Genomic DNA, 26,798 nt, shown 5'->3' on the forward strand with positions numbered 1-26,798 from the left:
GGGGGTCGGCCGAACGCCGGCTCGCGGTACGGCAGTCGCCGACCCTTCCGACGATCAACTACTGATGCCCTTAGTACGAAGCGGAGTTGGTGACCGTTCACGGGACAGGTGGGATTTCAGCGGCGGTAGCGGTTTCATCGTGGAGCCGCAGAACCGCAGAACCGCGGCCGGTGCCGGTCACTCGCCTTTCAACGCGAGTGGCAGGGAGCTGATCCCGCTGAGGAAGTTGGAGTAGACCGGCCGCGCCGGGCCCGTCTGCTCCATCTCCGCCACCAGGTCGCGCAGTCCGGTCAGTACGGCCCCGATCTCCGCCCGGGCCAGGTAGGCGCCGAGGCAGAAGTGCGGGCCGTAGGCGAAGGTGATGTGCTTGTTGGGGGTCCGGTCCAGGCGCAGCCGGTCAGGGGCGTCGAACACCCGCTCGTCGCGGTTGGCGGAGGCGTTCCACACCGTGACGATGTCCCCGGCCTTGACCGGCCGGTCGCCGACCTCGGTGTCGGTGGTCGCGGTGCGTCCCGAGTGCAGGGCGGGGGTCGTCCAGCGCAGCATCTCCTCGACGGCGGTGTCGATTCCGGCCTCGCCCCCTTTGAGCGCCCGCCACTGATCGGGATGGTCCAGGAGGGCGAGGGCGGCGCCGATCATGGAGAGCCGGGCCGTCTCGTCCCCGCCGAGGATGAGGCTGTAGCAGTTGAGCATGATCTCGTCGTCGTCCAGCGGCAGTCCGTCCACCCGGCTGCCCGCCAGCAGTGCGATGACGTCCGCGTGGCCGCTGTCGCGCCGGTCGCGGGCGAGGTTGGCGAAGTAGAGCAGGATCTCGCTCTTGGCGATCCACGTGTCGGCCGCCGTACTGTCCGCGTCGTGCGAGCCCAGCGCCGAGGAGGTCAGGCCGAGGACGTACGCCCGGTCCCGCTCGGGCACGCCGAGCAGGTCGCAGATGGCGCCGAGCGGGATGCCCGCCGCCACGTCCGCGGCGAAGTCGCAGGAGCCCTTCTCGATCGCGTCCCCCAGCAGCCGCCGGACCGTGCGCCCCACACTGGCGACGATCGGCTCCAGGGCGCGCGGCGAGAACGCGGACAGCAGCACGCGGCGCACCCCGGCGTGCCGCGCCCCGTCGGTGATCGCGAGCATGCGGCCGGCCGCGGAGTCACCCCCCGCGAGCAGGGTCTCCAGTACGTTGCCGCCTTCGGAGGTGAAGCGGGTGCTGTCGCGGTACACGGAGGTGACGTCGGCATGCCGGGTCACCACCCAGAAGCCCGGGGCGGAGCCGCTCGGCGGGTTCCAGTGGACCGGCTCGTACTCCCTCAAGCGGCGCCACACGGCGGACAGGTCGCTTTCGGCGTGCAGCCGTGGATCGGCCAGGTTCAACGTGTCGAGCTCTTCCGGAGCGATCGTCCGCCGTGTGGTGGTCATTCCGTTTCCTCTCATCACTCCTGTTCCCTCTCGTTCCCTCTCGTCGCTCCTGACGGCTCCGCTACTCGCCCATGGCCCGGATCAGACTCTTGGGACGCATGTCGGTCCAGTGCGCGTCCACGTAGTCCACGCAGGCCTGGCGGCTCGCGCGGCCGTGCACGACGGTCCAACCGGCCGGCACCTCGGCGAAGGCGGGCCACAGCGAGTGCTGGCCCTCCTCGTTCACCAGGACCAGGTGCTCAAGGGTGTCGTCGTCGAACGGGTTGGTCGTCATGCGGGGTTCCTCCTGGGGAGTGGGGAGTTGGTTGAGCTAAGGCGTTGGTTGAGCAGGGGGCCGATCCGGTCCAGTGGTCCGGGGCGGGTCAACTCGCCGTGGGTGCAGGGGATGTCGTGGTTGTCGACGCGGCCCTCGACGTACGGCCGCCAGGAGCGGTACCGGTCGGGGCGCGCGTCCGGATCCTGTGCGGCGGTGAAGAACAGCAGGTCGCCCCGGTACGAGGTGGGGGCGAACTCCTCCAGCAGGCGCCGGTTGTTCGCCGTCACCTCGACCAGGGCAGCGAGTTCGGCGTCGTCGAGGCTGCCCGGCAGGTCGGGCACGCGGCGGACCAGTTCCGCGAACCGGGCGTCGGTCAGCTCGTCCGGCTCCTCCGTCCCGTCCTCCGGTGGCATCTGGCGCCCCAGGATGGTGAGGAGGCCGCGCAGCACCGCCGAGCGGTCGGAGGGACGGGGGCCCTGGCTCGTCCACGCCCCAGGGAACGAGTCGAGCATGGCGAGCAGCGCGACCTGCTCCCCCGCCGCCTGAAGTGTCACGGCGACACCGTGGGCGACGATGCCGCCCATGGAGTAGCCCAGCAGGTGGTACGGGCCCTCGGGTTGGACCTCGCGGATCCGGGCCGTGTGCTCGGCGACCGCCTCTGTGAGGCTGCCCGCCCGCCGCTGTCCCGGGACCAGACCGCGGGACTGCAGTCCGTACAGCGGGCGGTCGGCGTCGAGGTGACGGGTCAGTCCGGCGAAGCCCCAGGCCAGCCCGGAGGCAGGCGGGAGGCAGAACAGCGGCTCGCGGTCGCCGCGGGTGCGCAGCGGGAGCAGGGCGTCCAGGGCGGTCGTGCCGGAGCCCGCGGCCGCCCCGGAACCCGCCACACCCGCACCCGCACCCGCACCCGTCATTCCGGCATCCGCCGCACCGGCACTCGTCACTCCGACGTCGGTCAGCCGCCGCGCCAACCCCGCCACCGTCGGCGTCTCGAAGACCGCCCGCACGGGCAGTCCGGCGCCGAGTTCCGTGCGGATCCGGGCGGTCAGCCGAGGGACCAGCAGGGAGTGCCCGCCGAGGTCGAAGAAGCTGTCGTGGACGCCGACCCGGAGCGGGTCGAGACCGAGGAGGTCGGCGACGACCGCCCGCAGCTTCTCCTCCCGCTCCGTGCGCGGGGCGCTCCGCGTCGGAGCCGGTGAACCGGGTGCGGGCAGGGCTTTGCGGTCCAGTTTGCCGCTGGCGGTGAGCGGAAGGCCATCGAGGACGACGACCGCCGAGGGGACCATGTGGGCGGGCAGCGCGCGGGCCAGGTGTTCGCGCAGTACAGAAGCCTCTATTGGAGCCTCTGTCGGAGCCCCGCTCGGCTCCGAGGCCTCTGCTGTCGTCCAAGCCTCTGCTGTTGCCAAAGCCTCTGTTGTCGCCGCGGCCGTGGGTACGGCATAGGCGACCAGCTGCTTGTCGCCGCGCCGGTCCTCGCGTACGGCGGCCGCCGCCTTGGACACGGCCGGGTGTGCCGCCAACACGGCCTCGATCTCGCCGAGTTCGACGCGGAAACCGCGGATCTTCACCTGGTGGTCGGCCCGGCCGAGGAAGCGCGGCTGTCCGTCGGGGCCGCGTACCGCCAGGTCGCCCGTCCGGTACATCCGCTCCCCGGGCCCGCCGAACGGGTCGGCGACGAACCGCTGCCCGGTCGGGCCGGGGCGGCCCAGATAGCCGCGGGCCGGTCCGCCGCCCGCCAGGTACACCTCCCCGGCCACACCGTCGGGCACGGGTCGCAGTGCCTGGTCGAGGAGGCGGAGCCGGTTGCGGGCCAGCGGCCGGCCGAGGGGCGGCGGGCCGTCCTTGCGATACGAGTCGACGTCGGACTGCCAGGCGGTCGCGTAGATGGTCGCCTCGGTGGGCCCGTAGAAGTTGATGATCCGCGCTCCGGGGAAGGCGGCTTCGATGTCGGCGAGGAGCGTTTCGGGAATGGGTTCGCCGCCCAGCGCGACGACGCCGGGAGAGATGTCCGGGTGGTCGGCGACGACCGTGGCCATGACCGAGGGCACGCCGCTGATCAGGCTCGCGTCCCAGTCGTCGCGGTCCTCCGCGGTGAGTGCCAGCAGGTTCTCGACGATCTCGACGCGGCCGCCGCACAGCAGCGGCGCGAAGAGCTCGAACACGGACACGTCGAAGTTGAGCGAGGTGGAGAACAGCACCTTGGCCAGCCGCTCGGGGCCGAGCGCGTGGTGCGTCCACGCCACGAACTCGACGGCGCCCCGGTGGGTGGTCAGCACGCCCTTGGGCAGCCCGGTCGAGCCGGAGGTGTAGGTGATGTATGCGAGATTGGCCGGTGCAAAGAGGCGGGCAGGCACCGTTTCTTGATTGTCCGTCAGGTCGGTGTCGTCGAGAGCGAGCACCGGCGTTCCCTCGGGCAGCACCCCGGCCGTGTCGGCGGTGGCCAGGACGGCGACCGGACGGGCGTCGTCGACGATGTACGCGAGGCGGTCCGGCGGATAGGCGGGGTCCAGCGGAAGGTAGGCGGCGCCGGACTTCAGGACGCCCAGGACGGCGGTGACCAGTTCCGCCGTGCGCGGCAGTGCGATGCCCACGACACGCTCGGGTCCGGCTCCGAATGCGCGAAGCCGCCTCGCCAACTGCTCGGCCCTGGCGTCCAGTTCGCGGTAGGTCAGCGTGACGCCGTGGTCCAGTACGGCCTCGGCGTCCGGGGTGGCTTCGACCTGGGCCGTCCACAGGTCGGTGAGCGTACGGGTCGCCTGGGCGGGTTCGACGGCCGGGTCGTGGCGGAGATGCTCGTCGCGGGGCGCGAGTCCGACGCGGCCGAGCGGGAGTTCCGGATCGGCGGCCATGGTCTCCAGGACTCGTACGAGACGGTCGAGCGTGGCGTGCGCCCAGTCGGCGTCGAAGAGGTCGGGCCGGTAGGCCAGCCGGAAGCGCGGCCGGGGGCCGGGGAGTGCCACCAGGGTCACGGGGTAGTGGGTCGCGTCGCGCCCGCCCGTACCGACGACCCGCAGACCGGCACGGGACTCCGGGTCCCCTTGGTCCGTCGGGTAGTTCTCGAAGACGACGAGCGTGTCGAAGAGTTCGGGGACGCCGGCCGCCCGCTGGATGTCGGCGAGGCCGAGGTGGTGGTGGTCGAGCAGGCGGACGTACCCCTCCTGGACCCGGCGGAGCAGGCCGCTCAGAGGTTCATCGGGGCGCAGTTGGACGCGGGTGGGGATGGTGTTGATGAACAGGCCGACCATCGACTCGACGCCGGGCAGTTCGGCCGGGCGGCCGGAGACGGTGGCGCCGAAGACCACGTCGTCGTGCCCTGTCATGCGGCTGAGCAGGATCGCCCAGGCGCTCTGGACGAGGGTGTTCACGGTGACGCCGAGATCCCGGGCGAGTCCGGTGAGGGCCGTGCCGGTTTCCGTCGGCAGTTCGGTGCGGGCCTGCGCGAGGTCGCCCGAACTCCGGCCGCCGTCCGGGGCGTTCGGGGCCAGCCGGGTCGGTTCCGCGGCTCCGTCCAGCGCGTCCCGCCAGGCTGCCCGGGCGGCGGTGCGGTCCCGGCGGCCCAGCCACTCCAGGAAGTCCCGGTAGGGCGGGGCGGGCGGCAGCTCGGCCGATTCGCCGCCAGGCCCACCAGTTCCACCGGTCCCGTACAGGGCGAGGAGTTCGCGCAGGAGGACGGAGACCGACCAGCCGTCGAGCAGGATGTGGTGGTGGGTGACGAGCAGCCGGTGCCGCCGCTCGCCCGTGCGGGCCAGTGTGCACCGGATCAGCGGCGGGGTGGCCGGGTCGAACCCGCGGCCCAGGTCCTCGTCCAGCAGGCGGGCCCACTCCAGCTCGGTGCCGGTGCCCGCGCCGGTCAGGTCGGTCTCGGTCCACGGCAGCGTGGCCCGGCGCGGGACGACCTGCACCGGCCGGCCGCCGCGGCTGCGCCGGAAGGCCGCGCGGAGGCTGGGGTGGCGGTCCAGCAGGGTCTGGACGGCGGCACGCAGCCGGGCGGCGTCCAGGGGTCCTTCGAGTTCGAAGACCAGTTGGACGAGATAGATGTCCTGGGCGTCCTGCTCGTGCTCGTACAGGGCGTGGAAGAGCAGGCCCTCCTGGAGCGGGGTCAGGGGCAGTACGTCGACCGGCGCGGGCTGGGTCGTCATGGGATTCTCACCGTCTCTTTCAGCGTGTGCCGGGCCGTGCTAGCCATCGAGGCCCGCGGTGAGTTCGTCGAGTTCGTCCTGGGAGAGTGCGAGGGGCTCCGCCTCGCCTGCTGAAGAGCGGCCGGCCCGGGAGGTGAGGGCGGCCAGCGCGGCGAACCACGCGTCCGCCAGAGCGCGTACCTCCGTCTCGGTCAGTACGCCGTCGGGCCACGACCAGTCGGCCACCAGCCGGGGTCCGGTGTCGGAGTCGTGGACGACCGCGTTGAGGTCGAGCACGTGGGCGGCGGCGAGACCGGGGTCGGACCCGCTGCCGAGGGCCGACGACTCGGGGGCGAAGGTCCAGGGCGAGGTGTCGGTGGCGGCCGGGGCGGCGAACCGGCCCAGGTAGTTGAAGCCGAGTTCGGGGGCGGGCGGCTCGGCCAGGCCGGGTGCCGTGTCGGGGTTGAGGTGGCGCAGCAGGCCGTGGCCGATGCCGTGGTCCGGCAGTGCGCGCAGCCGTTCGTCGACGCGCCGGGCCGCGGTCTCGGCGGCGGGTCCGGCGGCCAGCGCGTCGGGCAGGTCGAGGCCTGCCAGGTCGAGGTGGACCGGGTAGAGCGAGGTGAACCAGCCGACCGTGCGGGACAGGTCGAGCCCGGTCGTCAGTTCCTCGCGGCCGTGCCCCTCGACGTCGACGAGGACGTGCGGTGAGCCCTGCCGGTCGGCGACGGCCAGGGCGAGGCCGGCGAGCAGGACGCCCTGTGTGCCGGTGCCGAAGGCGGACGGGACGGTGGTGAGCAGCGGGCCGGTCGCCTCGGGCGGCAGCGTGCGGCGGAGCGAGCGGGTGGTGGCGGCGGTGTCCCGGTCGGGGTCGAGCGGGCGGGCGCCCAGTGGTGTGCGCGGGGCGGCGAGCATACGGCGCCACAGTTCGGCCTCGCCGACGCGTGCGGGCCTGCGGGCCTCCTCGCCGAGCAGCCCGGACCAGCGGCGGAACGACGTGCCGACCGGCGGGAATTTCGGCGTACGGCCCTGTGCGACCGCCGCCCACGCCGTCGCCAGGTCGGGCACGAGGATTCGCCAGGACACGCCGTCCACGGACAGGTGGTGGACGACGAGCAGCAGGCGCCCGGTGCGGTCAGGACCGGCGTCGAACCACACGGCGCGCACCATCGCTCCGGTGGCCGGGTCGAGCAGCCCCAGCACTCGGTCGAACTCCTCGGCCACGGCTCGGTGTTGGTCGTGCGTCCCGGCGATGTCCCGGCGGTCGAGCAGGTCGGCGGCGCGCACTCGGCCCACCGGGGCGACGTCGAGTTCCAGGGAGGGGGTGAGCCGGGCGCGGAGCATGTCGTGGTGGTCGACGAGGGCTTGCAGGGCCTTGGTCAGGTGCGGCAGTCCGGCACCCGCCGGGACCGTCAGAAGGACGGACTGGCTGAGCCGGTCGACCGGTCCGCCGCGTTCCAGCAGCCATCGCATCACGGGGGTGAGGGGCAGCGGGCCGACTCCGTCGTCCGTGGTGCCTGCCGCTCCCACCGTGCCTCGGGCCACCGCTGCCAGGCCGGCCACCGTCTGGTGCTCGAACACGTCCCGGGGGCTGATCACCACTCCGGCCTCCGCCGCGCGGCTCACCAGCCGGATCGACGAGATGCTGTCCCCGCCGAGTGCGAAGAAGCCCTGGTCGAGGGGGACTTCGGGGAGCTTCAGGAGGTCACGGAAGAGGTCGGCGAGGACCTGTTCGGCTGGAGTGGCAGGGGTGGCGGGGCTCGCGGGTGTCTGTCCGGCGGGCATCTCGGCGGCTGCGGCTGCGTCTGCGGGGGCGGGCAGGGACTTGCGGTCGAGCTTGCCGTGCGGGGTCAGCGGCAGGGCGTCGAGGACGACGACGGCCGAGGGGACCATGTAGTCGGGCAGCGTCCGTTCCGCGTGCCGCCGTACCGACGACGGGTCGAGGGGCGAGTCGCCGGGGGTGCCGGGAACGACGTATCCCACCAGGCGTCCGTCCCGTACGAGAACGGCCGCCTGCGCCACCTCGGGGTGACCGGCGAGCACCGCCTCGACCTCGCCGGGCTCGATGCGGAAGCCCCGGATCTTGACCTGATCGTCCGCACGGCCCGCGTACTCCAGCTCACCACCTTCGGCCGACCAGCGCGCCAAGTCACCCGTCCGGTACATCCGTTCACCCGGAGCACCGAACGGGTCCGCCACGAACCGACCCGCCGTCAGTCCCGGCCGGCCCAGATAGCAGCGGGCGACGCCGTCACCGGCGAGGTACAACTCGCCCACCACACCGGGCGGGACCGGTCGCAGCCAGGCGTCCAGGACATGCGCCCGCGTACCGGCGACCGGGCGGCCGATGGGCGGGGCCTGATCGCCGGCGAGCGGGACGCTGATCGTCGCGCACACCGTCGACTCGGTCGGCCCGTAGGCGTTGGCCATGCGCCGGCCGGGCGCCCAGCGGGCCACCAGCTCACCCGGACACGCCTCCGCACCCACCACCAGGGTCCGCAGTCCGGGCAGTTCGCAGGTGTCGGGGAGCGTCGCGAGAGCGGCGGGCGGGATCAGGGCGTGGGTGATCCCGCCTTCCGTCAACGCCCGTTCCAGGGCCTCGCCGACCAGCGGACCGGTCTCCGTCGGCACCACCAGCGTCCCGCCGGAGGCGAACGCCATCAGCAGTTCCATCACCGAGGCGTCGAACCCGGGCGCGGAGAACTGCAGCACCCTGGAGTCCGGGCCAAGGCCGAAGCGCTCGTTCTGGGTCCGCGCGAGGGCGGCCAGCCCGCGGTTCTCGACGACCACGCCCTTCGGCACGCCCGTGGAACCTGAGGTGTAGATGACGTACGCGGCCTGAGCGGGGTCGTACACCGTCGGCAGTTCACCCAGCTCACCCGGTTCACCCAACTCACCCGGTTCAGCCGGTTCACTCAGGTCATCCGACGCACCGCCTTTCGCGGCGTACATCGTGACGTCGTCCAGCACGTACGACGGCCGGGCATCGCTCAGCATGAAGTCGACGCGCTCCCGGGGCAGCCCCGGGTCCACCGGCAGGAACGCCGCGCCGGTCAGCGCCACCGCCAGGATGGCGACGATCCGGTCCGCGCAGCGCGGCAGCACCACGGCCGCCACGTCGCCCGGTCCGAGGCCGCGCCCCGCGAGCTCGCGCGCCAACCGGCCTGCCCGGGCGTCGAGTTCGGCGTACGACAGCTCGTTCAGGGCCGGGGCGTCGGGGGTCCGCAGCGCCTGCTCGCGGAACAGTTCGGCCAAAGACGCCGGATGCACCTCGTACGGCGTGCTGTTCCATTCGGCGAGCCGCCGTCGTTCCGCCTCGTCGAGGAGGTCGACGTCGCCGATGCGCCGGTCGGGGTCGGCGGCGACAGCGGCCAGGAGGCGTACGAGCTGTCGCGAGAGCCGCTGCGCGGTGGCGGGGTCGAACAGGTCGGTGCTGTACTCGGCGACGCCGTCGATGCCCGCCGGGGAACCGTCGTCATGGCGGTGCTCGGTGAGGTACAGGGAGAGGTCGAAGCGGGCGGCTCCGGTCTCGACGGGTTCGCGGGACACACCCAGGCCGGGCAGGGACGGTTCGGGGACGGCGGCGTGGCCGGTGAAGGCCAGCATGACCTGGAAGAGGGGGTGGCGGGCGAGGGTGCGTTCGGGACTGATCGCGTCCACGAGGAGGTCGAACGGCACGTCCTGGTGGGCGTAGGCGGCCAGGTCGATGTCCCGTACCCGGTGCAGGAGTTGGCGGAAGGTGGGGTTGCCGGAGGTGTCGGTGCGCAGGGTGAGGCTGTTGACGAAGAAGCCCACGAGGTCGTCGAGCCTGCCGTCGGCCCGTCCGGCGACCGGCGTGCCGACCGGGACGTCCGTGCCGGATCCGAGCCGGGTCAGCAGCGCGGCGAGTCCCGCCTGGAGCACCATGAAGAGCGTGACACGCGAGGACGCGGCGAGATCGGCGAGCCCGGCGTGCAGTTCCGTGTCGAGGGCGACGGCGGCACGGTCTCCTCGGCCGCTGGGTTCCGCGGGCCTCGGGCGGTCCGCCGGGAGGGGCAGTTCCTCGGGTGCGCCGTCCAACGCCTCGCTCCAGAAGGCTGCCTGACGGGCCATCATCTCACTCGGCGCGTCCTCGGGGCCGAGCAGAGCACGCTGCCAGTGTGCGAAGTCGCCGTACTCGATCGGCAAGGGCTGCCACTCCGGTGCGCGGCCCGCCGACCGGGCCGCGTACGCCGTCTCCAGGTCGCGCGTCAGCGGTGCCATCGACCAGCCGTCCACGGCGATGTGGTGGGCGAGCAGCAGCAGGACGTGTGTGCCGGGGCCGAGTTCGTACAGGGTGACGCGCAGCGGAAGGTCGGTGGCGAGGTCGAACCGCTGTCCCGCGGCGGCGGCGAGCAGCGCGGGAAGCGTCCCCTCGGTGACCGGGGCGACCGACAGGTGGGGCCGGGCCTCCGCCGGGTCCAGGATCCGCTGGTACGGGGTGCCCTGGACGTCCGGGCAGAGGGTGCGCAGCGGTTCGTGGCGGGCCACGACGTCGGCGAGTGCCGCCTCCAGCGCCTGCCGGTCGAGTGCTCCGGTGAGGCGCAGGGCCCAGGGGACGGTGTAGGTGGTGTGGCCGCCGTCGAGGCGGTTCATGAACCACAGACGCTGCTGGGCGTACGACAGCGGAAGCGGGTCCGTCCCCCGGTCCCGGCGCGTGAGCTCGGGGCGCCGTTCGTCGTCCGCCTCGCTCGCCCGGGCCGCGAGTCCGGCGGGCGTCGGTGTCTCGAAGACCGCCCGTACCGGCAGCGTGGTGCCGAGCGCGGCCCGTACGCGGTCGGCGAGTCGCATGGCGAGCAGGGAGTCGCCGCCGAGGTCGAAGAAGCCGTCGTCCGCGCCCACTTGATGCGTGCCGAGGCCGAGGACGTCGGCGAACAGGCCGCACAGGATCTCCTCCTGCGGGGTACGCGGGGCCCGTCCCGCCACGCCGGCCGCACTCGTCCCGGTGGCGGCGGGGGCGGGCAGGGCGGCGCGGTCCAGCTTGCCGTTGGCGGTCAGTGGCAACCGGTCCAGGACGACGACGGCCGACGGGACCATGTGGTCAGGCAGCGTGCGGGCCGCGTGCCGGCGCACTGCCGCCGGGTCCGGGTCCGGGCCGGCAGCCGAGCCAGGAGTGCCGAGAGCACCGAGGGTGCCAGGAACGACGTATCCGACCAGGCGTCCGTCCCGTACGAGAACGGCCGCCTGCGCCACCTCGAGGTGACCGGCGAGCGCCGCCTCGACCTCGCCCAGTTCGATACGGAAGCCCCGGATCTTGACCTGATCGTCCGACCGGCCCGCATACTCCAGCTCACCACCTTCGGCCGACCAGCGCGCCAAGTCACCCGTCCGGTACATCCGTTCACCCGGAGCACCGAACGGGTCCGCCACGAACCGACCCGCCGTCAGGGCCGGCCGGCCCAAGTAGCAGCGGGCCAGGCCCTCGCCGGCCACGTAGAGTTCGCCGGTCCTTCCCGGGGGTACGAGCCGCAGGCCGGCGTCCAGGACGTAGGCGCGCAGGTCGGGGATGGGTTGCCCGATCGCGCCTGCCCGACTCCCCGTCACCCTGCCTGCGGTCAGCGGCAGTCCGGTGACGTGGACGGTCGTCTCGGTGATCCCGTACATGTTCACCAGGACGGGGGCGTCCTGCGGATGGCGCGTGTACCACTCGGTGACCTGGGCGAAGTCGAGCGGCTCGCCGCCGAAGACGACGTATCGGAGTGTCAGGTCTCGTGAGACGTCCGGCAGTTCGGCCTCGGCGCGCAGCAGTTCCCCGAATGCCGACGGTGTCTGGTTCAGTACCGTGACCCGTTCGCGGGCGAGCAGCCGCAGGAACTCCGCCGGTTCGCGGCTCACCGCGAACGGCACGATCACGAGTGTGCCGCCGTGCAGCAGCGCTCCCCACAGTTCCCAGACGGAGAAGTCGAAGGCGTAGGAGTGGAACAGCGTCCACACGTCGTCCGGGCCGAAGTCGAACCAGTGGCGGGTGGACTCCAGCAGCCGGACCACGTTCCGGTGCGGCACCGCGACGCCCTTCGGCCGTCCCGTGGAGCCGGAGGTGTAGATGACGTACGCGAGGTGATCGCCCGTCAGGGACAGCGGCGGGACAGGGCCCAGGTCTTCGGGCAGCCGCTCGTCCAGCATGATCACGGGGACCTCGGAGGCGGGCAGGTCCGGTGCGACGTCCGTCGTCGTGACCAGGAGCACCGGCGCGGCGTCGGCCAGCATGAAGGCCAGCCGGTCCGCCGGGTAGTCGGGGTCCATGGGTACGTACGCCGCGCCGGTCCTGAGCACCGCAAGGACGGCCACCACCAGCTCCGGCGAGCGGGGCAGCGCGAGCGCCACCAGCCGCTCCGGGCCGGCGCCGCGTGCCGCCAGCAGCCGTGCCAACCGGTCCGCCCGCGCGTCGAGTTCGGCGTAGGTGAGCCGGGTGCCGTCGTGCACCAGGGCCGTCGCGTCGGGGGTGCGGGCCGCCTGGCGGGCGAAGAGTTCGGGGAGGGGCGGGGACAGCGGCCGGGGTGCGGTGGCCGTCGACGCGTCGGCGGGGGCCACGCCGTTGCCCTTGTTGAGCAGGCGTTCCCGCTCCCCCGGCAGCAGCACTTCCACCTCGCCGACGCGGCGCGACGGGTCCGTGGCCAGCGCCTCAAGGGTGACGGCGAAGCGGTCCAGGAGGGCGCGGGCGCCGGTCTCGTCGTACAGGTCGGGCCGGTAGCAGAGGCGGAGCGCCAGGCGGCGGGCGGGCAGGACGGAGAGAGTCAGGGGGTAGTGGGTGGCGTCGCTGCCGGTGAGCTGGGTGACCCGGGGCGGTCCGGTGCCGGGGCCGACCGAGACCGGGTAGCTCTCGAAGGCGAGCAGGGTGTCGAAGAGTTCGCCCGAGCCCGAGCCCGAGCTGGAGCCGGAGCCGGTTGCGGTGGCAGCGCCCGTGTCCGTGGCGGTGGCGGTGGCGGTGGCGCGCCGGATGGCGGCGAGGCCGAGGTGCTGGTGCGGGAGCAGGTTCGTCTGCCGGTTCTGAAGGCCGGTGAGCAGGTCGGCGACCGTGCCGCTGTCGTCCCAACGAACGCGGGTGGGAACGGTGTTGATGCAGAAACCCACCAGGGAGGCGACGTTCGGCAGCTCGGGCGGGCGGACGGTGACGGTCTGCCCGAAGACGACGTCGGTGCGACCGGTCAGACGGCCGAGGAGCACGCCCCAGGCGCCCTGGACGAGGGTGTTGAGGGTGATCCCGAGGGAGCGGGCGGCCGTGTCGGCTGCCCGGCTCAGCGCTTCGGGCAGTTCGACGACGAGTTCCTCAGGCAGGACGGCCGTAGCGGCGGTACCGGCGATGCCGGTCTTGGGGGCCGTACGAGTTGTATGGCTCGCGCCGGTCGTCCCGCCGGTCCCGGCAGGGGTGAGCGGGACGGATTCGCCCACCCCGGACAGGGCCTGGCGCCAGGCCGTCTCGGCGGCGGTTCGGTCCTGGCGTGCCAGCCAGCCGAGGTAGTCGCGATAGGCCGGTGCGTGGGGCAGCGCGGTCGGGTGCTCACCCGCGTACAGCGCACTGAACTCACGTACGAGCAGCTGCTTCGACCAGCCGTCGAGCAGGATGTGGTGATTGGTGACGACCAACCGGTACGAGTCCGCGGACCAGCGGACCAGCAGGTACCGCAGGAGCGGCGGCTTCGTGAGATCGAAGCGGCGGGTGCGCTCCTCGTCCAGCAGGCGCTCCCACTCCTTGCCCCGCTCGGCCTCGCCCAACGGGTACAACTCCGCCTCGGCCCAGGGCAGTTCGACGTCCGTGGGCACGATCTGCAGGGGCGGTCCGGCGTCCCGGCGGCGGAAGCAGGCACGCAGGTTCGGATGCCTGTCGAGCAGGGCCTGGCCGGCGGCGCGTACGGCGGCGGGGTCGACCGGGGCCGGCAGCTCCAGGATCTGCTGGGCGGCGTAGACGTCGGGCAACTCCTCGCCGTCGTACAGGGCGTGGAAGAGCAGGCCTTCCTGCAACGGCGACAGGGGCAGGATGTCGGCGATACCGGACCGAGTCACCGTGAGTTACCTCCAACGTTTCCGAACTCGGCTTCGAGTTCGTCGATCTCTGCTTGGGACAGCGACACCAGGGGCAGGTCGGACGGGGTGTGCCCGCCCGCCCGGGTGCCGTCGGCCTGGGTGGCCTGGGCTGCCTGCGAGGCCAGTGCCTCGAACCACAGGTCGGCGAGGGTGCGTACGTCATCCTCGGACCAGATGCCCGGGGCCCAGGACCAGGTGGCTGTGAGCCGGCCGTCGCCGGTGGTCGCGGCGGTGATCTCCAGGCCGTGCGCGACGGGCATGGCGGGGTCGTGCGCCGCGCCCAGGTGGGACGGGCCGGGGCCGGGGAGTACTTCCGGGGCCGCCGACCAGTCGGCCACCGGCTCCCCGGGGGTGCGGCTCGGAGTGCTGCCCGGAGTACTGCCCGGCGTACGGCCCAGGTAGTTGAAGCCGATCTGCGGGACCGGGAGCGCGGCGAGGGCCGGACCGGTCTCGGGATTCAGGTGGCGGAGCAGACCGTGGCCGATGCCGTGGTCGGGTACGGCCCGCAGCTGCTCCTTGACACTCTTGAGGACGTGGGCCGGGTCTTCGAGGTCGACTCCCGCGAGGTCGAGCCGGGCCGGAACGACGCTGGTGAACCAGCCCACCGTGCGCGACAGGTCGATGCCGTCGGCGATCTCCGCACGGCCGTGCCGCTCGATGTCGACGAGCAGGGCCGGGTGAGCGTCCCCGTGCCGCCGCCACCGGACGAACGCGGCCGCCAGCGCGGCGAGCAGCACGTCGTCGGGGCCGGCGTGGAAGACGGCGGGAACGGTGGTGAGCAGGTCGGTGGTGACCTCGGCCGGGAGTTCCCGGGCGAGATGGCGCATCGTGCCGGCCACGTCCTGTCCGGGGTCGGGTCGCCGGGCGCCGAGCAGCGGGTCCAGGGCCTCCGACATCCCCTGCCACAGCGGCAGTTCGGCCGTCCTCGCCGGGGTGCGGGCCTCCCGTTCCAGGAGCCGGGCCCAGTGCCGGAAAGAGGTGCCCGGCGCGGGCAGTTCCTCCTCGCGCCAGGCGGCGACCAGATCGGAACGGAGGATGCCCCAGGACACGCCGTCCACGGCCAAGTGATGCACCGTCAGCAGCAGCCGCCCCATGCGGTCTTGTCCGGCGTCGAACCAGACCGCGTGCAGCAACCGTCCTGTATCCGGGTCCAGTTGAAGCTCAGGCCTGTGCAATGACTTGTGCAGTGCGGACGCGAAGTCACCGTCCTGCACGGCGACCCGGTCGAGCAGCGCGCTCGCGTCGAGGCATCCGGGCGGCGGGACGGCCGCCGTCCGGTCACCGGCGCCCAGGCGCATCCGCAGGACGTCGTGGTGGTCCAACAGAGTTTGCAGCGCGGCCGTCAGCCGCTTCTCGTCGGCCCCGGCGGGGGCGACGAGCAGGACCGACTGGCTGAACGAGCCGACCGGGCCGCCCCGTTCACGCAGCCGGTGCATGGCCGGGGTGAGGGGCAGGGTACCGACGGCGGGTTCCTGCTCCCGGGCCGGATCAGCGGTCGGGCGGTCTGCCGCCAGGGCGGCGAGAGCGGCGATGGTCCGCTGCTCGAACACGTCGCGCGGGGTCAGCCGCAGGCCCGCGGCGAGCGCACGGCTCACGAGGTGAATGGAGACGATGCTGTCGCCGCCGAGGTCGAAGAAGCCGTCGTCGACGCCCACGTCGTCCGCGGGGACACCGAGGACGTCGGCGAACAGTTCCCGGAGAGTCTCCTCCTGCGGAGTGCCCGGTGCCCGGCGCTTCGCCTGCCGGACATCCGTCTCCCGGCCATCCCTCTCCCGATCGCCCGTCTCCCGGTCGCCCGTCTCCCCGGCGGCCCGCGCGTGGAGTGCCGGAAGTGCGGCGCGGTCCAGCTTGCCGTTGGGTGTCATCGGCAGGGCGTCAAGGACCACGAGCGTTTCCGGGACCATATGGACGGGCAGGCGCCGGGCGGCGTGCGCAAGGACGGCGGGGCGGTCGTCGTCGGCGGCCCCGACGACGTATCCGACGAGGCGCCGGACGCCGGTACCGTCCGCGCGCACCACCACCGCGGCCTGGGTGACGGCGGGATGGGCGGTCAGCACGCCCTCGATCTCGCCGGGCTCGATCCGCAGGCCGCGGATCTTGAGCTGGCCGTCGGCCCTCCCGCGCAGTTCCAGGGTGCCGTCCGCGCGGCGCACGGCCAGGTCGCCGGTGCGGTACACGCGCTCGCCGGGCGGCCCGAAGGGATCGGCGACGAACCGCTCGGCGGTCGGGCCCGGCCGGTTCCAGTAGCCGCGGGTCACGTGATCGCCGGCGATGTACAACTCGCCCTCCACACCGGCCGGTACGGGATTCAGCCGCGCGTCCAGGACGTAGGCCCGGGTGTTCCACATGGGGCGGCCGATCGGCACGGGTCCGGTCGGGAGGTCGTCGCCGGGTTCGATGCGGTGATCGGTGCAGCCGACGGTGAGTTCGGTCGGACCGTAGTGGTTGATGAGGCGTACCCGCGGGTGGTCGCGGCGCCAGGCCCGCAGGGCCTCGCCGACCAGCGCTTCACCGCCCAGCATGAACTCCTGGGTGGGCGACAGGTCGTGCGGCAGGGCGGGCAGCAGCGGGAGGTGGCTGGGAGTGGCCTTGAGAAAGGTGTAGCCATCGGGCAGCGGCGCGGCGCCCGCCTCGTGGAAGGCGGCGATGTGCACCCGGCCGCCCGCGGCGAGGGCTCCGTGGAGGGTGGTCACGGTGGCGTCGAAGGACATGGTGGCGTGCAGCAGTGAGGTGCCGCGCAGGCTCGGGTACGCCTCGACGCATCGGGCCACGTAGGTGGTGAGGTTGTGGTGTTCGACGACGACGCCCTTGGGGCGGCCGGTGGTGCCGGAGGTGTAGATCAGATAGGCGGGGTCGGCGGGGCGTGCCTCGGCGAGGGGTGTGCCGGGGTCGTCGGAGGCTGTGTCGGGGGCCGAGTCGGGGGTTACGACGACGCAGTCGACGGGGAACGGGAGCCGGTCCCGGGTGATCAGGCATACGGGGGCCGCGTCGGCGAGCAGGTAGGCGGTGCGCTCGGCCGGGTGCTCCGGGTCGAGCGGCAGGTAGGCCGCGCCCGCTTTGAGAACCGCCAGCACGGCGACCGCGAGGTCCACCGACCGGGGCAGCGCGAAGGCCACGATCCGGCCCGGTCCCGCGCCGTACGACGTCAAAGTGCGCGCCAACAGATCGGCGCGGACGTCGAGTTGACGGTACGTCAGTCGCACCTCGGCGTCCTCGACCGCTACCGCGTCCGGGGTCGCGGCGGCACGCGCCTCGAACAGCCGCGGGAAGGTGGTGTCCGGAACGTCCCGCCCTGTGTCGTTGAACTCGACGAGCAGACGCCGGCGTTCGTCCTCCGCGAGGATGTCGAGGTCACCGATCACCCGGTCGGGAGCGTCGACGGCGGCCCGCAGCAGCCGTTCCAGCCGCGCGGCCAGCTCCTCGGCCGTACGGCGGTCGAAGAGGTCGGCGCTGTATTGGAGGATGCCTTCGATGCCGTCCGGCGACCCGTCGGGGGCTCGGTGTTCGCCCAGGTTGAACGTCAGGTCGATCTTGGTGGCTCCGGTCTCCACGGGCAGCGTCTGAGGGTGCAGCCCGTGGAGGTCGAGGTGGGGTCCGGCGGTGGGACGGAAGGCCAGCATCACCTGGAAGAGCGGGTGCCGGGCGAGCGAGCGGGGCGGGTTCAGGGCCTCGACCACCTGCTCGAAGGGCAGGTCCTGGTGCGCGTAGGCCGCCAGGTCCGTCTCCCGGACCCGGGTCAGCAGTTCCCGGAACGTCGGGTCGCCGGAGGTGTCGGTGCGCAGGACGAGGGTGTTGAGGAAACAGCCGACCATGTCGTCGAGCACCTCGTCGGCGCGGCCCGCGACCGGCGTGCCGAGCGGGATGTCGGTGCCCGCGCCCAGCCGGGTGAGCAGCGTGGCCAGTCCCGCCTGCACGGCCATGAACACCGTCGTTCCGCTCTCGGTGGCCAGTTCGCGCAGGTGCCGGTGGAGAACCGCGTCCCACCGGACGGGAATGTCGCCGCCGCGGTGGGTGGCGCGGGCCGGGCGCGGCCGGTCTGTGGGCAGCGGGAGTTCGTCGGGGAGACCGGCCAAAGCCTCCTGCCAGTACACCAGTTGACGGTCTGCCAGGTCGGTGTTGCCGGTCACGTCGTTCTGCCAGGAGCAGTAGTCGGCGTACTGAAGGGGCAGTGGCGCCCACCCCGGTTCCCGTCCTGCGAGCCGTGCCCGGTAGGCGGTCGCGAGGTCGCGGGCGAGGGGGTCCAGGGACCAGCCGTCCGCCGCGATGTGGTGCAGGACGAGCAGGAGTACGTGGTCCTCGGGGCCGAGGACGAGGAGGTGGGCGCGGAACGGTATGTCGTCGGCGAGGTGGAAGCCGTCTCCCGCCAACTCCGCGAGCTGCTCGGGGAGTTCGGTCTCGGTGGCGTGCGTGACGCGCAGCTCGGGACGGGAGAGGTCCAGCGTCCGACGGCGCGGGATGCCGTCGGTGTCCGGGTAGACGGTGCGCAGGATCTCGTGCCGGGCGACGAGGTCGGTGAGGGCGGCACGCAGGGCGTCCGCGTCGAGCGGGCCGCCGGTCAGCCGTACGGCGAGGGGGATGTTGTACGCGGCACCGGGCCCCTCCACCCGGTGCAGGAACCACAGCCGCCGCTGGGCGGACGACAGCGGGGCCTCGCCCGGAACGGTTCGCGCGGTCGGCCGGGAGGGAGCGGGTCGTACGGCTGCCGTCCCGGTGCCGACCAGCCGGGCGAGCCCGGACGGGGTGGGCGCCTGGAATACGTCACGCAGGGTCAGTTCGACACCGAACGCGACGCGGATGCGGCCGAGGAGCCGCAGGGCGAGCAGCGAGTGGCCGCCGAGGGCGAAGAAGCCGTCGCGGGGACCGATGTCCGGCAGGCCCAGGATGTCCGCGAACAGGGCGCACAACACCTCCTCCTGCGGGGTGCGAGCGGATTCGTACGAGGTGCGTGCGGACCGGGCGCGAACGGCGGCGGTCGGCGGGGCCGGCAGCGCGGCCCGGTCGAGTTTGCCGTTCGCGGTCAGCGGCAGCCGGTCCAGGAGGACGACGGCGGAGGGCACCATGAAGTCGGGCAGATGCTCGGCTAGTTGGCCGCGCAGGGCCTCCGTATCCGGTGATGTGTGCCCGGCGGGGACCACGTAGGCGATCAGGCGCCGGTCGCCGGGGCGGTCCTCGCGGACGACGGCGACCGCCTGGGCGACCTCGGGCCGGGCGGTGAGGGCCGTCTCGATCTCGCCGGGTTCGATGCGGAACCCGCGCAGCTTGACCTGGCCGTCGGCGCGGCCGTGGAACTCCAACTCGCCGCCGCCCGTTGCCAGTCGGACCCGGTCGCCGGTGCGGTACATCCGGGTGCCGGGCGGGCCGTACGGGTCGGCGGTGAACCGCTCGGCGGTGGCGCCCGGGCGGCCCAGGTAGCCGCGGGCCACACCGGGGCCCGCGACGTACAACTCCCCCACCGTGCCCGGTGGAACCGGCTGCAGGGCGCCGTCGAGCACGTACGCCCGCATGCCGTCCAGGGGTCGGCCGATGGGCAGCGGGTCCGGCACGGGCGCGCCCGCCGGGCAGGGGCGGCTGGTGGCGAAGGTGGTGGTCTCGGTCGGCCCGTAGCCGTTGGTGACGGTCAGCGCCGGGCAGGCCGCCAGGACCCGGCGCACGGCGGAGGCGGGTACTGCCTCGCCACCGGTCCACACCTGGCGCAGCCCGGCGAAGCAGCCCGCGTCCTCCTCGGCGGCGAGCCGGAACAGCCCGGCGGTGAGCCACAGTGCCGTCAGTCCGTGACGTGCCGTCAGCCGCGCGACGGCGGCGGCGTCCACCGTCTCCTCCGGCCGGGCGATCACGGCCGTGCCGCCGTTCAGCAACGGCACCCACATCTCGTACGTGGAGGCGTCGAACGCGGTCGGCGAGTGGACCAGCACACGCGTGTGCGCGCCGTCACCGAAGGCCGGGTCGGTGGCGAGGGCGGTGACGTCGTGATGGGTGACGGCGACTCCCTTCGGAGTGCCGGTGGAGCCGGAGGTGTAGCTGACGTACGCGAGTTGGGCCGGGTGCAGGGGCACGGCGGGGTCGGTGTCCGGCTCCGCCGCAAGGATCGGATCGGCGTCGGTGACGAGGACAGGACGGTCGCCCGCCGCCCCGGCCTCCCTCGTGTTCTCTGCCTCCGTCCCCTCCCTCTCCCTCATCTCCCCCGCCGTCTCGGCGAGCGCGGTGTCGGTCAACAGCACCATCGCGCCGGTTTCGGTGAGGATCCGGCGGGTGCGGCCGGCCGGGGCGCCCGGATCGAGGCCGACGTACGCGGCGCCTGCCTTGAGGACGGCCAGCAGCGCGGTGAGGAGTCCGTCGGAGCGGGACATCAGGACAGCGACGCGGTCCTCGGGCCGGACTCCGAGGCCGATCAGGCGATGGGCGAGCCGGTTGGCTCGGGCGTTCAACTGCCGGTAGCTGACAGGGTGTTCCCCCTGCTGCCCGTTCTTCCCGTGCTTCCCGTTGTTCCCATGGGCGACGACGGCCGTGCCGTCCGGGTCGGCCGCGACCCGGGCCGCGAAGAGTCCGGGCACGGTCGCCCCGCCCTCGCCTCCGCCCCCGCGCACGGCGACGCCGACGAGCCGGGCATCCGCGCGCTCCTCGGGCAGCGTCAGGTCAACCCGGCCGACCGGGGTGCCGGGGCCGACCACGGCGGCGGCGAAGTGTTCCAGGAAGCGCACGAAACGCCGGTGATGGGCGGTGAGTTCCGTGTCCGAGTACGAGGCCGGGCCGGCGTCGAAGTCGACGCGGATGCCGTCGCCGTCCGCGCGGTCGTACACGTTGACGGCGAGATCCTCGACAGGCCCCGTGGACAGGTTGTGCCGGGTGGTCGGGTGACCGGCGAACCTCAACTCCGGTCCGAACGCCATGATGTTGACGACGGGACCGAAGAAGCGGCGCCCGCCCTGCGGCCAGTCCAGCTCCCGGCGCAGGTCCTCGCCGCGGTGACGTTGGTGTGCCAGCAGGTCGCGGGTGGCGGCCGCCGCCTGGCGTACGAGGTGGAAGGCGGCGGTGTCGGGCCGTACGGACAGCCTCAGCGGCAGCACGTTCGACGCCATGCCCGGGGTGCCCAGTTCCGCCGCGCTCTCACGGGCGGTGACCGCGAGGCCCAGGACGACGTCCCGGGCTCCGGTGAGCCGGTGCAGATAGGCGGCGGTCGCCGCGAGGACCACCCGCGACCAGCGGGTCCCTGCGTGCTCGGCGGCCGCGTACACCAAGTCCGTTGCGGCCGGCGGGAGATGACCGGTGCGGCGGAGAAAGTGGTCGTCGATGCGCGGCGGGCGGGCGGACAGGCTCACCGGGTCGGGACGGTCGGCGAGGGTGCTCGTCCAGTACGCCCGGTCCGACTCGTGCCGTGCGCCGGCGCGATAGGCCTCGTCCTCGGCGACCAGCGGGGCGAGGGGCGCCGGCGGCGGGGTGTGCGGCGCGCCCGCGACGAGGGCCGTGTAGGCGTCGGCCACCCGCCGGGCGATGAGGGAACAGCTGTAACCGTCGACGGCGATGTGGTGATAGGCCTGGTACCAGATCCAGTGGGCGTCCGCGAGCTTCAGGAGCGCGTACCGGAAGAGCGGGCCCCGGTCGAGGTCGAACGGCGTGGCGAAGTCGGCGTCCATCCACGCGTCGCCCGCGGACCGGGCATCGGGCTCGCCGGTGAGGTCGACGACGGGCAGAGGCCCATCGGACCCATCGACTCCATCGGCCCCGGCGATGTCGACGAGGTCGGCCAGGTCGACGATCTGACGGACGGTGTCGTCCTCGGCCTCGAACCGGACCCGCAACGTCTCGGTGGCGTCCACCACCTGCCGTACCGCCGCCCGGAGTTGGACGGGATCGACGGGCCCGTGGATCTCGGTGTACTCGCCCACGTTGTAGGCGGGACCGGGGCTGTCGAGCCGCTGGCCGAACCACATCGAACGCTGGGCGGCGGACAGGGCCAGTACGCGGGGTGTGGAAGGGAGGGTCATCGGCCGGCCCTTTCGACGACAGGGGCGGCGCTCGTCAGCAGTCGTTCCACCTGCTCGGCGACGACCCGCGGGCCCTCGTCGCGACCGGGCCAGGGAACGCGGAGCCAGGGCTCGGCGGGCACGAGCGCGATGTCGTGGGCCTGACGGGCCCGGCCGCCGCCGGTGATGTTGAGGAGCACCAGTTCGTCGCGCCGGACCCGCCCGGTCCTGGCCGCTTCGGCCAAGGCGGCCAGGGCGACCCCGGCACCCGGCTCGATGTCGATGCCCTCGACCTCCTCGAAGAGGGCCATGGCGGCGAGTGCGGCCTCGTTGTCGGTGCACAGGACGTCGCCGCCGCTCTCGGTGAGCACGTCGCGGACTCCGCCGCGGACGGTGAACGGCGGTCGGCGGTTGGTCAGTTCGCGGGCGAGCGGCTCATGCTCACGGTCGGTCGGATCGCCTGCCGACAGCGTGTGTTCGCGGTGGCCCGAGGCCGGGTCCCGGCCGGCGGACCGCCAGGCGTCGTGCAGGGGCGCGAAGGGGGCGTTCTGACACATCAGCAGGCGTGGCAACGCCTCGCCGCCCGTGCGGATGCGGTGCGCCGCCTCATGCGCGCCGATGGCTCCCGTGCCGCTGCCGACGGCCTGCACATAGGTCTGAGGCAGGCACCCGAGGGCCTCGGCGGCGGCCAGCATCACGGTCCCCAGGCCGTCACGGCGGCCGACGTTGCGCGAGCCTCCCTCGGCATGGTGGCCGGGAAGCCGCGCGAGCAGGTCGGCGCAGGCGATGGCGTCGCTGTAGGTGGCGGTGCCGTCGAGGACGAGGAGTCGTACGCCGGGGTCGAGCGGCGCGGGGAAGCGCATGCGCTCCAGGGCCGGGGCGGGCACGACGAGCAGGCAGGGCACCCGGTGGCGGGTGGCGGCCCAGGCGAAGGCGGCGGCGGTGTTGCCCGCCGAGGGGATCACGAGGACGGGCGGCGCGGCAGGCAGGCGCCCGAGCACCGTGTACGCCTCCAGGTCCTTGAACGTGCAGGTGGGCAGCTGTGCCCCGCGTTCCGGCCAGTACCCGTTGAAGGCGACCCACAGCCGGTCGAGGCCGATCCGGCGACCGAGCCGCTCGGCGCGGTGGACGACCGGTCCGGGGATGTCCGGGAAGGTCCGCACCACCGGCAGCAGCGGGGCGTGCCGGAACAGCCCGGCACTTTCACGGGCGGGCGTTCCGCTTCCCTCGTACTCGGTGCGCAGAAATGCCGGTTCGTGGGAGTGGGAGCAGTCGAGGAGGAGGCCGTCGTCCTCGTAGCGGGTTCCGCATGAGGAACAGACAACCGTGTAGTGACGTGTTCCCGGACATACTCGGGACATTTCGCTTGCCTTCCGCAGTTCCGCGTTCGCTGATCAATTGGAACCGGGCTTCGGGAAATGGCGAGCGACTCGGGAATTACCGTTTGCCGACGCTCAGTTGACACGCGCGCATCATGCACACAGGCAGCACACAACCCACGGACTGTTCGGTTCCGCTTCACCTGCGCGTATCCACGGGGCGGTTGAGAAAGCACCGGTTGCGTAGATCATCCGAGATGCATATGCCGTGACGAAAGGGTGCCGGAAGAATGGGCGATACGTCGATGCATACCGAAGCCGAGAAATGGGCAGACCCTTCACCCTGGCTACCGTCCCATGTTCCGGTTTCCTTTCTGTCAACGAATGGCAAAACAAGGGAATTCGACACGAACGCGGAGCACCGCGGGTACGCCGAGCCGCCGCCCGAGTCGCTGCTGACGGCGTACCGGAGGATGGTCGTCGGGCGCCGCTTCGACGAGCAGGCGACGGCGCTCGCCCGGCAGGGCCGGCTCGCGGTCCACCCCTCCAGCCTCGGCCAGGAGGCCTGCCAGGTCGGCGCCGCGCTCGCGCTGCGCGACACCGACTGGCTGTTCCCCACCTACCGCGACTGCGTGGCGCTGGTGAGCCGCGGGATCGACCCCGTCGAGGCGTTGACGCTGCTGCGCGGCGACGCGCACTGCGGTTACGACCCGGTGCGCCACCGCACCGCCCCGCAGTGCACCCCGCTGGCCACCCACGCCGCGCACGCCACCGGGCTGGCCCACGGCGAGCGGCTCAAGGGCGCGGACACGGTGGCCCTCGCGCTCGTCGGCGACGGCGCCACCAGCGAGGGCGACTTCCACGAGGCCCTCAACCTGGCGGGCGTACTGAGGGCACCGGTGGTCTTCCTGGTGCAGAACAACGGGTACGCCATCTCCGTCCCGTTGTCCGCCCAGTGCGCGGCACCGAGCCTCGCGTACAAGGGAGTCGGCTACGGCATCCGCTCGGAGCAGGTGGACGGCAACGACGCCGCGGCCGTACTCGCCGTCCTGACAACGGCCGTCGAGGACGCGCGGGCGGGCGGCGGACCGTGGCTGGTGGAAGCACACACCTACCGCATGGCCCCCCACACCAGCGCCGACGATCCGTCCCGCTACCGCCCGGCCGCCGAGGCCGAACACTGGCGTGACCGCGACCCGATCACCCGGCTGGAGGCCGAGTTGCTGGACCGCGGCCTGCTGACCGACGACGAGGTCAAGACCACGGCCGCCGAGGCGGAGGCGTACGCCACCGACGTCCGCGAGCGCTTCTCCGTGGACCCCGCCCTCGACCCGCTGGCCCTGTTCGACCACGTGTTCAGTTCACCGACCCCACAGCTGGCCGAGCAACGGGCGTCGCTGCGGGCCGAGTTGGAGGGGTGCTGACATGGCGGCCGCCGGCCTGGCGATGGGACAGGCACTCAACTCCGCCCTGCGGGACGCGCTCGGCGCCGACGAACGCGTCGTCGTCTTCGGAGAGGACGTCGGACGCCTCGGTGGCGTCTTCCGGGTCACCGACGGGCTGACCGACACGTTCGGCGACCGGCGCTGCTTCGACACGCCGGTCTCCGAGGCCGGCATCGCCGGACTGGCGGTCGGGATGGCGATGGCCGGGTGGCGGCCGGTGGTGGAGATGCAGTTCGACGCGTTCGCCTACCCGGCGTTCGAGCAGATCACCTCCCACGTGGCCAAGACGCGCAACCGCACCCGGGGCGCCCTCACGCTGCCGCTGGTCATCCGTGTCCCGTACGGCGGCGGCATCGGCGGAGTCGAGCACCACAGCGACTCCAGCGAGGCGTACTACGCGCACACCGCGGGCCTGAAGGTGGTGACCCCGGCGACGGCGGCGGACGCGTACTCGCTGCTGCGCGAGGCGATCGACGACCCGGACCCGGTGATCTTCCTGGAGCCCAAACGCCACTACTGGACGAAGGAGGAGCTCGAACTCCCGGCCCGCACCGAGCCGTTCGGCACCGCCGCGATACGCCGCGCCGGCCGTGACGTCACGCTGGTGGCGTACGGCCCGTCGGTCGCGGTGGCCCTGGAGGCGGCCCGCCGGGCCGCGGCCGAGGGCCTGGACGTGGAGGTACTGGACCTGCGCACCCTCGTCCCGCTGGACGACCGCGCGCTCACCGCGTCGGTACGGCGGACCGGGCGGTGCCTGGTGGTGCACGAGGCCCAGGGCTTCGCCGGGGTCGGCGCCGAGATCGCCGCACGGGTGCAGGAGCGGTGCTTCGACGCGCTGCGTGCGCCGGTGCTGCGCGTCACTGGGTTCGACATCCCGTATCCGCCGCCGTTGCTGGAGGGCGCCCATCTGCCGGGCGCCGACCGGGTGTTGGACGGTCTGCGCCGCCTGTTGCCCGCCGATGCCCGCGCCGACGCCGGACGGCGGGTCCGAGAAGCCGCCCCCTCCCGTACCGGGTCGCTCTCCGCTGGCCGGATCTTCCATCTGCCGGATCTGGGTGAGGGGTTGGCGGACGCGGAGGTGCTGGAGTGGCAGGTCGCCGTCGGCGACGCCGTCGAGTACGACCAGGTCGTCGTCGAGGTCGAGACGGCCAAGTCAGTGGTGACGCTGCCCAGTCCGTTCGCCGGGACGGTGACAGCCCTGCACTGCCGGGCCGGCCAGGTCGTCCGGGTGGGAGCACCGCTCCTCACAGTGACGGAGGCTGTGCCGGAGCCGGAGCCGGAGCCGGAGCCGGAGCCGGAGCCAGAGCCAGAGCCGGAGCCAGAGGCTGAGGCTGAGGCTGAGCGCGGCTCGGGCGCCGTGCTCACCGGTTACGGGACGAGCGCGTCACGGCGGTTCTCCCCGGCGCCGGCCGGCACGAGGCGCACCTGGGAGATCGACGGGACCGGGACGGGCGTAGAGGCCGGTGGAAGCCACCGGACCGACGCGCCACACCCCGCGCCCGCGCACGCACCGCATCCCGCCGGCACGCCGGAGAGCCCGCAGTCCGGCACACGCCTCCTGACCGACACACGGCTACCGGCCGATACACACCTACCCACCGGCACACGCATACCGATGGACGCCGCCGCCGAGAAGTTCCTCCGCGGTCATCGCGACACACCCGCCGTGACCATCTGGGCGGACACCGACGCCACCGGTCTGTTCGCCGCTCGCGCCACCCGCGGGACAGGGCTCCTGGCGCTGCTCGCCCAAGCGTGTCTCGCCGGGCTCGCGGCCTTCCCCGAGTTCAACGCCCGCGTCGACGCCGACCGCGCGGAGATCGTCCGGCTGCCCCGGGTGCACCTGGGCTTCGCCGCGCAGACCGACGCCGGTCTGGTCGTGCCCGTCGTACGGGACGCCGACCGGCTGTCGCCCGACGACCTCTCGGCCGAACTACGGCGGTTGACCGCCCTCGCCCGCCGGGGCCCGCTCACGGCGGAGCACCGCACCGGCGGCACGTTCACCCTGAACAACTACGGCGTCTTCGACGTCGACGGCGCCACACCGATCCTCAACCATCCCCAGGCCGCGATGCTCGGCGTCGGCCGCATCACCGATCGCCCCTGGGCGGTGGACGGCCGCCTGGAGGTACGCAAGGTCGTCCACCTGTCGCTCACCTTCGACCACCGGGTCTGCGACGGCGCCGCCGCGGCCGGATTCCTCCGCCATGTCATCGACGGCATCGCCGCTCCCGGCGGCGTCATGTGAGCCCCGGGTG

At 73.0% G+C, this 26,798-nt stretch carries 8 protein-coding genes; 2 read left to right on the forward strand and 6 right to left on the reverse strand.

The window, feature by feature from the left end; all coding sequences use genetic code 11:
• Positions 1-177: 177 nt before the first annotated feature.
• From AB0I18_RS09385 to AB0I18_RS09410, 6 genes are all read right to left on the reverse strand, one after another.
• A complete protein-coding gene (locus AB0I18_RS09385) occupies positions 178-1,407 on the reverse strand; it encodes a cytochrome P450 (protein ID WP_363104793.1) in 1,230 nt (409 codons plus the stop codon).
• A gap of 61 nt (positions 1,408-1,468) precedes the next feature.
• On the reverse strand, positions 1,469-1,681 hold the full coding sequence (locus tag AB0I18_RS09390; protein WP_363104794.1) for an MbtH family protein: 213 nt from the start codon (positions 1,679-1,681) through the stop codon (positions 1,469-1,471).
• On the reverse strand, positions 1,678-5,799 hold the full coding sequence (locus tag AB0I18_RS09395; RefSeq protein WP_363104795.1) for an amino acid adenylation domain-containing protein: 4,122 nt from the start codon (positions 5,797-5,799) through the stop codon (positions 1,678-1,680). Before AB0I18_RS09395 ends, AB0I18_RS09390 begins: the two co-directional genes overlap by 4 nt.
• Before the next feature lie 39 nt (positions 5,800-5,838).
• Positions 5,839-13,794, reverse strand: a complete 7,956-nt coding sequence (locus tag AB0I18_RS09400; protein ID WP_363104797.1) for an amino acid adenylation domain-containing protein — start codon at positions 13,792-13,794, stop codon at positions 5,839-5,841.
• On the reverse strand, positions 13,791-21,797 hold the full coding sequence (locus tag AB0I18_RS09405) for an amino acid adenylation domain-containing protein (RefSeq protein WP_363104798.1): 8,007 nt from the start codon (positions 21,795-21,797) through the stop codon (positions 13,791-13,793). The genes AB0I18_RS09400 and AB0I18_RS09405 overlap by 4 nt, the downstream gene beginning before the upstream one ends.
• Positions 21,794-23,137, reverse strand: a complete 1,344-nt coding sequence (locus tag AB0I18_RS09410; protein ID WP_363104799.1) for a cysteate synthase — start codon at positions 23,135-23,137, stop codon at positions 21,794-21,796. Before AB0I18_RS09410 ends, AB0I18_RS09405 begins: the two co-directional genes overlap by 4 nt.
• Before the next feature lie 263 nt (positions 23,138-23,400).
• Between AB0I18_RS09410 and pdhA the strand changes: the two genes are divergently transcribed.
• Both pdhA and AB0I18_RS09420 read left to right on the forward strand, forming a co-directional pair.
• Entirely contained in the window at positions 23,401-24,519 is a 1,119-nt protein-coding gene (gene pdhA, locus AB0I18_RS09415; protein ID WP_363104800.1) for a pyruvate dehydrogenase (acetyl-transferring) E1 component subunit alpha, read from the forward strand.
• A gap of 1 nt (position 24,520) precedes the next feature.
• Entirely contained in the window at positions 24,521-26,788 is a 2,268-nt protein-coding gene (locus AB0I18_RS09420) for a 2-oxo acid dehydrogenase subunit E2 (protein ID WP_363104801.1), read from the forward strand.
• The last annotated feature ends 10 nt before the right edge of the window (positions 26,789-26,798 follow it).

It is taken from the genome of Streptomyces sp. NPDC050704 (genome assembly GCF_040654355.1).
GTDB lineage: Bacteria > Actinomycetota > Actinomycetes > Streptomycetales > Streptomycetaceae > Streptomyces.